The following is a 10,604-nucleotide window of genomic DNA, read 5'->3' as shown; positions in this document are numbered from 1 at the left end:
AGTTTTTGCACCGTATTTTTAATAATTTTTATTAGTGAAAAAACTTAAAAAAATTCCAATAATTAAAACTCTATAAATATCCCAATGCTGAATAGTTCAAACTTTTGAAAAAGTAATAGCCAAATAGTTTAGTGAGGGTAGGCAAATGAGGATTAATATTTGCCTACTCATTGTCAATTATTCTGTAACTATTTTAAGCAATCTAGAAATAATCACTCACCAAACCTCTCCAATAATTCCTCCCGCGAAGCATTCAATAACAAACGAGCTAACTCCTTTGGAGACAACTGCAACATAGGCTCAATAATAGCCAACAACTCTGAATCTAGAGAACCAAACCGGAAATTGAATGAACTTTTAATCATTTCTGTTATTTGTTCTTGTTGAGTTTGTTGAAAACCTTCTCGAAAGCCTTTTTCAAAACCTTCTTGCCAAAGTTCTAGGCGAATTTTTTCAAATGTCTCCCCGCGCCAACGTCGTTGATAAACAGGCGATCGCTCCATTAGTAACTCCTAGTCATTTCAATTATTAGTAACTCCTGCAATAGGGAAACTTAGAATACAGAATTTTCTTTTTTTATCTCTTTAAAAAAGGAGACATAAAACCTTGTTGTTTTGGTTAGTAACTACTCGCCAAACCTCTCCAATAATTCCTCCCGTGAAGCAGTTAATAACAAAGGAGTGAACTCCTCTGGAGACAACAGCAAAACTGGTTCCATAATGGCCAATAGTTCTGAGTCCAGGGAACCAAACCGGAAAGTGAGTAAATTTTCAATCACTTGCTGCTTTATCCTTTGTTCCGTTTGCTGGATACCTTGCTCCAAGGTCTCTTCGCGCCATCGTAAATAAACAGGCGATCGCTTCATTAGTAACTCCTATCAGTAACTACTCACCAAACCTCTCCAATAATTCCTCCCGTGAAGCAGTTAATAACAAAGGAGTGAACTCCTCTGGAGACAACAGCAAAACTGGTTCCATAATGGCCAATAGTTCTGAGTCCAGGGAACCAAACCGGAAAGTGAGTAAATTTTCAATCATTTGTTGCTTTATCCTTTGTTCCGTTTGTTGGATGCCTTGCTGGATACCTTGCTGGATACCTCGCTGGATACCTTCCTCCAAGGTCTCTTCGCGCCATCGTAAATAAACAGGTGATAATTTCATTAGTAACTCCTGGTCATCTTCATTTATATTTTCTCTTACTTGAATTGTGATGTGCCAACTTGCCAAAAGCTCGGTCAAATTTTCCCTCAGTGGGTTTCCTGGTGGTAAAGCTTCTAATTCTAAAATGGCTTGCTCTTGTGTCTGACCTTTTCCCAATACCCTTAACCAGAGAGTATCCTGGTTAATTGGTAATTGATTAATGGCTACTATTGCTGTGTTTTGAAAATCTGGCAAAAAATAAATACCTGTAGGCCATTGACCGCTTGAGTCTAGTTTAGCGCCAAAACCTTCTATTAATCTGGCCGAACAAGAGGGGGAAAAAATCCACAATAGAGGCCATTCGGCTTCAGTATAGTGGGTGTTTTCCCTTCTAGCTTTACGTTTTTGTTGGTTAATAACAAAGTTAAGTTTGGCCTGACAGTCTAGTATTTCCAGTCGTTGTGGTTGATTTCTAAATGGTTCGTAAATAGAAGCAGTAGCCGCCATTTTGCCTAATAACCCTAGAATTTGAGGGTCGGTCGGCGGTGGAATAACGGGGACGAAATATACATCTATTTCCCGGACTTCGCTGGCAACATCGCGACTGGTTTCTACTTTGCCTAATAGAGTTAGTAACTCTTCTAAATATTGTTTGGCAAATTGGTCGTGGGGAGTTCGCGTCATTTCAGTTATCAGTTATCAGTTATCAGTTTTTTACAGGAAGTTTTATGGGTAATTATAGAGTATAATTTTAGATATAAAACTATTTATAATTTATGGGAAAATTACAGCATATTCCAAGTATCTGAAGTACAGATATTAATAATTTAATTTTCCCAGTGCGAGCATCTTGCTCGCGTGGGTGCAACTCTTCAGTTATCAGTTTATTACAGGAAGTTTTATGGGTAATTAAGAGTATAGTTGAGGATATAAAATTATTTGTAATTAATCGGAAAATTCTGATAGAGGAAATCAGGAATAGTTCAACAATTAATAATTAATAATGAATAATTAATAATTATCTCTCCTTGAAAAGAAGAGGATTGACTAAAAGGAATTTTTTTATTTATTATCTCCTTAAAAGGGGAGGCTTTAAACCACAATTTTTCGGTAAAATGTCATATAGTGATTTTGATTTAAAAAAAGTAAAAGCTGAGTTTAATTTGAAAATTATAGAAACAGAAGATTTATTTTCTCAAGTTGAACCTGTAGAAATTAGTAATTTATTAGCTGAAATGTTGAAGCAAAATGTACCTATTGCTTTAGCGATCGCTACATAAAAAGCTAGTTCTGAGCTAATAATTATTAATATTTTGTTGGAGATTAAAAGGCAACTTCAAATTAGTTTTTTTTCGGGTATAGATTTCTCGGTTGATAGGGATAAGGGATTAAATGGATTTTGTGATTTTATTATTAGTCAATCTCCGGAACAACTATATTTGGATACTCCTGTAATTGTTCTTGTAGAGGCTAAAAATGAAAGGATAGTTGGTGGTTTAGGACAATGTATTGCAGAAATGGTTGGGGCTGAAATATATAATCAAAAAGATGGGAAAGATGTTCCTTTTGTTTATGGTGCGGTTACGACAGGTCATGTCTGGAAATTTTTGAAATTGGAAAAGAATGTAGTGTTTATTGATGTAGAGAATTACTATATTAAAGATTCGAGAAAGATTATAGGAATTTTGGTGGAAATGGTTAGTTCGATTAAGTCTTTGTAATTAGGTATTAAAGTAATAAGTAGGGTAGGCAAATATTATAAATTTTATTGTTGATATAGATCCGTCAAAGTTTGCCCACCATAACTAAATCTAGCGAAAAACTATCTGATTTTTCTCAGGAGAAACCCTATAAAACCTGACAAAGTATGTACCTTCAGGTAAGGTAGATTCTTGATACGCATTATAACCAGGACAAATTCTGGTTCCTATTTTTTGATAATTTCTAGAAGATAAATTAAAAGCCTTATTAGTTACACAAAATTCTGGTTTTCTAGAGTTACCTCCCTGAGAATTTTTATAACTTGTTATGTCTTGTCGAGGAAACTTTTTATTGTCAGAACTCTCTAGATATATCCAGTCTTCTGTGCGGTCATACCGTCCTTGTGGAGCATCAATATCTAATTTTAAAATGGGAAAACTTTTACATTCGTTAGGAGCAACTGAACCCCATCCGCTCAGTCTCGATCCTTGTACTGTTACACCGTATGGACTACCATAATTGCCAGCTCCTGCTACCGTATAAATTCGTTCTTTTGCCCTAGCTACATATATTTTCTTTTTATACTCGTTGCAAACTTTAACATTGTAAAATATTTCAGTATTAATATTTAGTTGTGAGTTGGTTCTTTCCTGTATAGAAAAAGTTAAACTTAGAGCTGTTAAAAGTGCAGTAGGATAGAATAATAAGTTTTTGAATAACTTTCTTTTTTTGACTATTGGAAATAGTGTGGCTAGATTCAATAATTTCCGTAAGTTCATAATTTTTATTCCTATTAAAAATCTACTTTATGCCAAATTAATAGATTGAATATTGTCAAATAATTCAAATTTAAAGAAACAATTATCTTTCCCTTTATAAAGTCATTATCTATTTATTATTGCTCGTGGTTTACAGTGATAAACAGGAGCAGGATAGGCAAATATAAAAAATTTTACTGTTGATATAGATTTATCAAAATTTGCACACCATAACTAAAATCTAGCGAAAAACTATCTCGTTTTCGGAGGTAACCTGATGAAATCTGACAAAGTATGTACCTTCAGGTAAGGTAGATTTTTTATACCCATTATAACCAGGACAAATTCTGTTTCCTATTCTTTGATAATTTTGATAATTTCTCGAAAACAAATTAAAACTATATTTATTTACTACTTGCTGTTCCACAGTAATAAGTAAGGTAGGCAAACATCATAAATTTTACTGTTGATATAGATTCATTAAAATTTGCTCACTCTACTAAGAGTGTTACTTCCTATCACTTTTTATAATCAAGAAATATCAATCGTTTCGGGAAGATTAATTACAAAAGACAAGCCTTGTGGGGAAAAATCTGCATTAACTTTTACACCACTTTTTACCAGCTCATCTATTGTCAAATTCAAAGGTAATTGTTTATCAATTCCACCTTGCTTGAGTAGGCTTATTAAGTTCATACCATTAAAACGATTTAGACGTTTTTTAATTAGTCCTGAAGTCTGCTTCTTAAATACACTATCAAGACCAGAAACAATGTCTCCATACCACTTCTGACCACGGACATCGTGTCCTCTGTACGATACATTGACAACATTATTACGAATGTTTGTTCCAAAACTTGATGTGCCATGCAAAGTTACAGATATCCAAGGAGTGAAATGTTCCTTTCCAAATACTTTTGCAAGACGTTCTCGGTGCTTAAGATTTACTGAAAAACCAACTGTCAGTCCGCCATTATCTAGGGAACGAAAATCTAAATTTCTGATAGTTTGTTTATTATATTTTGTATTTTTTATACTATGATTGTCGAACTCATTGAGAGCTTTAATTAGTTCAGTTTGGACTAAAGATTTAGGAATTTTTCCACGAAGTTGTGCATTTCTTAGATCTAAAGTAACTGTAAAAGGAATACCATCAATATTAAGTGGGAGACCTTTTGCTAAGTGCTGAACTTGAACTTGATGAGTAGTTTTTAATGGTTGTACATAAATTTTTGATGCTAATGCTAAATTACTCACCGTCAGTGGCAATAAAATAATACCTAAAGATAAAAGAATAGATTGAAATTTTGTAGTTTTCATAGGTTAGATATTCCTCAAATAATTATTTATTTCGGATTACTGACTGAACAGTAAAAAAATATCTTTTTTTACCAAGTAATCTCATACTTAATAATTTACTACAAGTAATAATTAGAGCCACTACTAATAAAAACTCACAAAAAATAATGTACAACTAAGCATAATCATCAGAAAATATCAGATTTTTTTTCCGAAATATCAGAAAACATCATGTATAATAGGAAGAAATTCCTAACCAAAATTGACTAATGACTCTTAATGAAGTTTTAAGGTTTGTCGATGATGTGGTTTTTGACAAAACTGGCAAACACCTTGATAGTCTGCAAGAAGCTATTTTACGCGCTACTTGGCAAGGGGAAAAATACTCAAAGGTTGCTCAACAATACCACTGCACTAAATGTCATGTGGGTAATGTCGCTTCAAATTTATGGCAACTTATTTCTCAGGAATTAAATGAAAAAATTCATAAGTCAAATTTCCGCGCTGCGATGGAAAGATATCAAGTTTCTAATGTTTCAAGTATATTTAATTTCGGACAAAGTAATTATGTAAAAGGTAATATTAATCTCTGTACAGACAACACTCCTTCCCCAGAAACCAAACAAAAATTACCCACTACACAAACAACAAACGAAAATAACACCTCACTGCCAAAATTCGACCTCAGAGACGCACCAGATATCAGAAAAATATTCTACGATCGCTCCACCGAACTCACCACTATCAAAACCTGGATAGTCAAGCATCGCTGTCGTCTCATCACCGTCTCAGGAATAAGCGGTATCGGTAAAAGCACCATTATTCGTCACCTTATCCCAGAAATAGAATCTAATTTCGACCACATCATCTGGCGCACCCTCCGTACATCTCCACCCCTAAACGTAACTCTCAAAAATTTAATTGAAACTATCTCCAACGTAACAGAAAAAGACTTACCCAATAACACCAATTCTCAACTATCAATACTCATCGAAAAATTGCGCGATATTCGATGTTTAATAATTCTGGATGACGTACAAAAAATACTCAATAGTCAGCAACTTGTCGGCAACTATAAACAAGGATATGAAAACTATGGCAACCTATTTAAAATTATCGGATAATTACCCCATAATAGTTGTTTTCTTCTTAACAGTTGGGAACCACCTTTAGAAATTTTCAACTTTACAGATAATGACTCAGCAGTACGTTTATTTCAGTTAAATGGTTTAACTGAAAAGGTGGCGCGTGAGATGCTGAAAAATATAGGATTATTGGATGAAGAGAAATGGCAAGAATTGATAAATTTCTATCAAGGTAATCCCCAATGGTTAAAATTAGTAGGAGAGACAATTAAAAATTTATTTGGCGGGAGTGTAGCTCAATATTTAAGTTATAAACCACTATTTTTATGCGATGAATTAACCAATATTTTAAAGCAGCATTTTCAACGTTTGTCTGAATTAGAAAAACAACTGCTATATCAACTCAGCGAACTAGAAAAATCTGTTTCAGTTTCCCAACTATTAGAAAAATCCCAATTATCATCGCCAGAATTATTTCAAACATTACTATCTTTAGAAAAGCGAGATTTGATAGATAAAATCACAGAAGAAAATCAGATATTATTTATGGTTAAACCTATATTTAAGCAATATAGCAATTATAAATAGGTTATAATATTTCACAGTGTATTTCATCCCAGTAAAGCATAGTTTTAGTGCGCAAGGTGTTATCTAAAAGTTTTGCTCAAAGTATCATTTATGAAACCATTAATATTAGATATTTTTTCCGGTGCAGGTGGATTTAGCCTTGGTTTTAAGTGGGCAGGTTGTCAAATTATTGGTGCTATCGAAATAGATAAATGGGCATCAGAAACTTTTGCTTATAATCATCCAGATGCTGTTGTCATCAATCAAGATATTACGACTATTACTAATAGGGATATAGCAGCGATTTGGGGTAATAATAAACCGCAAATTGTCATAGGTAGTCCCCCTTGTCAAGGATATTCTATTTGTAATAAAAATTCTGGAGACCCTAAAGACCCTAGAAATAATCTTTTTAGAGAATTAATCAGAGTAGCTATAGTTTTTGAGCCAGAAATATTAATTATGGAAAATGTACCCAACCTGATGGAATTTCGGACTCATTCTCAAGTCAAAGTTATCGACATTATTGAACAAGAGTTTAATAAGATTGGGTATCACGTCTACATAAATATATTAGAAGCTACAGCATACGGAGTACCTCAAATCAGAAAACGTTTATTTATTGTTGCTTCAAAAAGGGAACTAGAAAATCCTTTTCCCTTGCCAACTCATGGAATATTAACCAATCAACAAATGTCTTTATTTGGAGAAAATTTAAAGTTCTGTCCGACATTATGGGATGCTATTTCTGACTTACCTCCATTGGAAGCTGGTGAAGGAAAAGAAGAGTCAAATTATGTCAAAAAGCCATTAAATGAATATCAGAAATTGTTGATAAATAGCAATAAAATTCTGTTTAATCACAAAGCTATGAATCACACTCAAAGAATGGTAGAAAGATTTGCTACAATGACTTGGGGAAGTTCTGGAAAAGATGTACCAAAACATTTACAACCACGGCAAAGAAACTCTACAAAAATATCTCAAAAAATCTACGACCAAAATAATAGAAGACTCCATCCAGATAAACCATGCCATACAATTCCAGCATCATTTTATGCTAATTTTGTTCACCCTTATCAACATAGAAATTTCACAGCTAGAGAAGGTGCAAGAATACAATCATTTCCAGATAGTTTTAAATTTATGGGTAAACCAACAGTTGTTAGCCATAAATTACTATCTAGAGAAGGTCGTTTAGCAGAAAAACATTTATGTCAATATAATCAAATTGGAAACGCCGTTCCTCCTTTGTTAGCTAAAGCTATTGCTGATAATATATTAAAACAGTTGTAAAATAGAGCTAAATAAAATGTATGTTCATGGTCATTTCAGTTATCAGTTATCAGTTATCAGTTATCAGTTATCAGTGAAGAGTACCTCCTAACTCAGTAAGAGGAGTGAGTAGAATTTTTGAATCAATACAAAGATTTTCTAGAACAACAACACTATGCTGAAAAATTTGATTCTCGTTCAAATCTCCATTCATCTGTGTTAGAAGAATTTATGTATTATCTCTTCAAAGATTTAGTTCAAGAATTTTCATCACAAGCTTTAATTGGTAAGTCTCGTACTTTCAAAGATATATTTTTTCGGTCTGAAAATTATCAATATATGCTCAATTATCCTTATGCTTTAATTGAATTGAAAGATAATGATTTTGCCATAGGAGTGAGAATTCATGCCCAAATGAATTGTCAGGGTTCCCAAGAATTAGAAAGTCATATTTGGGATGTAACTGCTGTAGTTATAGAATGCAAAACTTATTTAGATAAAACCATGCTTCAAGATGCAGCAACAGCAGCAGAACAACTTAAGTATAGAAATCCTAATGCCATTTATATTTTAGTGGCAGAATGGCTAAAATTAACAGATGCAGTAAATTTACGAAAATTCAAAATAGACCAAATATATGTATTAAGAAAACAAAAGAATACAGATAGAGAATTCCGATATCAGAAAGGGTATGTTAAAAATCCTATATATGTAGATGTGGTAGAGCATTTATTTGTTTATGTTAGAGATTATTTAACATCTGATTGGGAGGGCGGTATTAATTTTGGTTTGAAGCGTGGTTATTTAATTTAACTAGCTAATCATTTTCATTGAAATTATTTCAACTGTGCCAATTTATAAAAATCACTACAACTGTCTACCCTCTTCTATGACAACTAAATAACTGTCACCTACATACTAAGTTCTACCTTAATAGTCAGCTTAGGATTGATATTAAGAAAGGCAAGAAAACAAGAGTGACACCTTTTCATCTGGTCAGTTTCTATTAATAATCTGTCAGATATCTGGTAAAACTTTCTCCCATCTGCCTAAATCATTAAACCAAAAATAACTTAACTGAAAAACCATGAACTTAGTAACAACAATTAATTCCTCTAATCAGACCCAATTTGACCTAGCTGGTTATTGTCATTCCACTCCTAACTATCTACAAACTAGAGCCAGAATTAATTATTTACTCGAACGCTATCTTTCCCAAAACATTCTTACAGAAAGACTATTAGACTTACCCCAACAATTTGAAAATCCTCAACAAAGACCTTGGCAAAAAATTAATTGGCAAGCAATTAACAATAGTCAAATTATTGGCATAGAACCAAAATTATTTTTACAAGTAATTACCTCCGCTGTAGAAATAGAAGCACCTATTCGTTCCTATTCCCAAGAAAGTTGGGGTTATTTACAAACAGCTCATCCTCAACTAGCTAGATTTATGGGAGGTGTAACTGATAAAAATGGGAAAATAATTGAAATTGGTATTTGGGAAAAAGAAGAACGACAACACGCCCCTGCTTTTAGCAAGATTTATCAACAACTTACAGGGAAAAAATTACAGCAAAAACCTAATACCGTTCATGGTTATCAACCTACTGGAAATGTAGGGGCAGAAATCTATAATCATGGAGTAAGTAGAATTAGTTCCGAATGGAGTGCCGTATCTATTTATATATGGTTAATGTCTCATTCTACTGGAGCATTACAAATGGCGATCGCTCAACCTTTACAAGATGAAGTTAATCATTTGGCTAAGTTTTGGGGAATCACTAGATGGGGTTTTGGTGATTCGGTTTTGCGGCGAGTTATTGGCAGTATCTCTCGTGTAATTAGACTCTTAAATCATCATCAAAAAGAGCGAACTTCTGGTCAAGATATTATCAAGTTTTCTCATCTCAAATATGGTCTTGAGATTGGTTATAGTTTGATGAAAGTAATGACACAAATGTGTCGTTGGAATTATCATTTAAAAGCTGATGCTTTGAGTCAAGTTTTTGGTAATTATCTCAGTCATGCTTCCGAAACTAAAAAATAAAATGAGGCGTTGCTGAATTAGAGTATGATATTCATTTTAATTACTTAGTAAGGATTCAGGAGGTAGTCTGACTGTAGGGAATAGTCAAAAAAGTTCCTACTAATACCACTATCATCACCATCCACCGAAAGCTAGTAGGGGGAATACCTAACAATAGCCAAGAAAATAGCGAAGTGAAGATTGGGTAAGTAAAAAATAGAGTTAATGCCACCCCAGTTTCAATTAATCCAATAGACATATAAAGCAGTGCTAAGTAAAGAAACATTAGCATCCCGCCACCTAGTGCAGGATGGCAGAAATAAGTGACCAGTAGAAGCAATGCCTTCTTCCTGAGATAGAATACTCAGAAGTGTGATCGCGATCGTAAAATAAATGGTCAATAGCCAAGCTAAAAATGATCGGCATTGAGTTGGATCCTTGAGTCAGTATGACCATGAATCTGAATCTGGTTAATCATCCTCTGAAAACCCCTGAAATTTCCAGATAAAAGGTCTGGCTAGAGTACAGTTGAAATAGTCAATAAAATTCAGTATCTTCTGCTTGAGGTCTGAGGTGGAAGAGAAACTGCTACGCCGGAGTAAACGCCTGGCCAAAATAGAGAACCAACACTCAATTTGATTCAGCCAAGAAGTATGTTTAGGGATATAAACAAAGCGAATCCGGTGAGACTCGTCAGACAAAAAAGCAGCACGAGTTACCATAGACTGGAGAATACCTGATTTCTGTTTCA

Annotated in this window: 15 protein-coding genes; 7 read left to right on the top strand and 8 right to left on the bottom strand. The window is 33.7% G+C overall.

The genetic code is table 11. The features are described from left to right. Window positions 1–212 precede the first annotated feature (212 nt). From D5R40_RS26435 to D5R40_RS26425, 3 genes are all read right to left on the bottom strand, one after another. Complete coding sequence (locus D5R40_RS26435) at window positions 213–503, bottom strand: hypothetical protein (protein WP_124155456.1); 291 nt, start codon at window positions 501–503, stop codon at window positions 213–215. Window positions 504–625: 122 nt separating this feature from the next. Continuing rightward, the gene (locus D5R40_RS26430; protein WP_124155455.1) at window positions 626–865 is read right to left on the bottom strand and encodes a hypothetical protein; all 240 of its coding nucleotides are present in this window, start codon (window positions 863–865) and stop codon (window positions 626–628) included. Window positions 866–884: 19 nt separating this feature from the next. Continuing rightward, window positions 885–1,823 carry a hypothetical protein gene (locus tag D5R40_RS26425; RefSeq protein WP_124155454.1) on the bottom strand — a complete coding sequence of 313 codons (939 nt, stop codon included), beginning with the start codon at window positions 1,821–1,823 and terminating at the stop codon, window positions 885–887. Window positions 1,824–2,254: 431 nt separating this feature from the next. On the opposite strand from D5R40_RS26425, the gene D5R40_RS42190 reads away from it, so the two are divergent. Together D5R40_RS42190 and D5R40_RS26420 are read left to right on the top strand one after the other, a co-directional pair. Further along, on the top strand, window positions 2,255–2,419 hold the full coding sequence (locus D5R40_RS42190; RefSeq protein WP_339379452.1) for a hypothetical protein: 165 nt from the start codon (window positions 2,255–2,257) through the stop codon (window positions 2,417–2,419). 33 nt (window positions 2,420–2,452) lie between these two features. After that, window positions 2,453–2,860: a hypothetical protein gene (locus tag D5R40_RS26420; RefSeq protein ID WP_339379451.1), complete on the top strand. Its 408-nt coding sequence runs from the start codon at window positions 2,453–2,455 to the stop codon at window positions 2,858–2,860. Window positions 2,861–2,950: 90 nt separating this feature from the next. Here the strand turns inward: D5R40_RS26420 and D5R40_RS26415 are convergent, their stop codons facing one another. Both D5R40_RS26415 and D5R40_RS26410 read right to left on the bottom strand, forming a co-directional pair. Then, complete coding sequence (locus tag D5R40_RS26415; RefSeq protein WP_124155453.1) at window positions 2,951–3,619, bottom strand: hypothetical protein; 669 nt, start codon at window positions 3,617–3,619, stop codon at window positions 2,951–2,953. A gap of 510 nt (window positions 3,620–4,129) precedes the next feature. Continuing rightward, a complete protein-coding gene (locus D5R40_RS26410; RefSeq protein ID WP_124155452.1) occupies window positions 4,130–4,918 on the bottom strand; it encodes a hypothetical protein in 789 nt (262 codons plus the stop codon). A gap of 248 nt (window positions 4,919–5,166) precedes the next feature. Between D5R40_RS26410 and D5R40_RS40110 the strand changes: the two genes are divergently transcribed. The 5 genes from D5R40_RS40110 (at window position 5,167) to D5R40_RS26390 (ending at window position 9,874) form a co-directional block, all read left to right on the top strand. After that, window positions 5,167–6,021: a helix-turn-helix domain-containing protein gene (locus D5R40_RS40110; RefSeq protein ID WP_240041660.1), complete on the top strand. Its 855-nt coding sequence runs from the start codon at window positions 5,167–5,169 to the stop codon at window positions 6,019–6,021. Between the two features lie 129 nt (window positions 6,022–6,150). Beyond that, window positions 6,151–6,570 (top strand): hypothetical protein, encoded by a 420-nt coding sequence (locus D5R40_RS40105; RefSeq protein WP_240041659.1) that lies wholly within the window; start codon window positions 6,151–6,153, stop codon window positions 6,568–6,570. Between the two features lie 90 nt (window positions 6,571–6,660). Then, on the top strand, window positions 6,661–7,845 hold the full coding sequence (locus D5R40_RS26400; protein ID WP_124144901.1) for a DNA cytosine methyltransferase: 1,185 nt from the start codon (window positions 6,661–6,663) through the stop codon (window positions 7,843–7,845). A gap of 117 nt (window positions 7,846–7,962) precedes the next feature. After that, window positions 7,963–8,637 carry a Bpu10I family restriction endonuclease gene (locus D5R40_RS26395; RefSeq protein ID WP_124144902.1) on the top strand — a complete coding sequence of 225 codons (675 nt, stop codon included), beginning with the start codon at window positions 7,963–7,965 and terminating at the stop codon, window positions 8,635–8,637. A gap of 274 nt (window positions 8,638–8,911) precedes the next feature. After that, complete coding sequence (locus D5R40_RS26390; RefSeq protein WP_192901117.1) at window positions 8,912–9,874, top strand: hypothetical protein; 963 nt, start codon at window positions 8,912–8,914, stop codon at window positions 9,872–9,874. A 55-nt stretch (window positions 9,875–9,929) separates the two neighbouring features. On the opposite strand, the gene D5R40_RS26385 is transcribed toward D5R40_RS26390, so the two are convergent. From D5R40_RS26385 to D5R40_RS26380, 3 genes are all read right to left on the bottom strand, one after another. Beyond that, window positions 9,930–10,112: an EamA family transporter gene (locus D5R40_RS26385; protein WP_445974450.1), complete on the bottom strand. Its 183-nt coding sequence runs from the start codon at window positions 10,110–10,112 to the stop codon at window positions 9,930–9,932. Continuing rightward, window positions 10,093–10,254 (bottom strand): hypothetical protein, encoded by a 162-nt coding sequence (locus D5R40_RS37135; RefSeq protein WP_192901316.1) that lies wholly within the window; start codon window positions 10,252–10,254, stop codon window positions 10,093–10,095. Before D5R40_RS37135 ends, D5R40_RS26385 begins: the two co-directional genes overlap by 20 nt. Before the next feature lie 69 nt (window positions 10,255–10,323). Further along, window positions 10,324–10,604, bottom strand: a 281-nt coding sequence (locus D5R40_RS26380; RefSeq protein WP_192901284.1) for a transposase, incomplete at its 5' end; no start/stop codon positions are given.

Source organism: Okeania hirsuta (assembly GCF_003838195.1).
Taxonomy (GTDB): domain Bacteria; phylum Cyanobacteriota; class Cyanobacteriia; order Cyanobacteriales; family Microcoleaceae; genus Okeania; species Okeania hirsuta.
The sequence above is the reverse complement of the archived record's forward strand: the minus strand, read 5'-3'. Positions and strand labels throughout refer to the sequence as shown.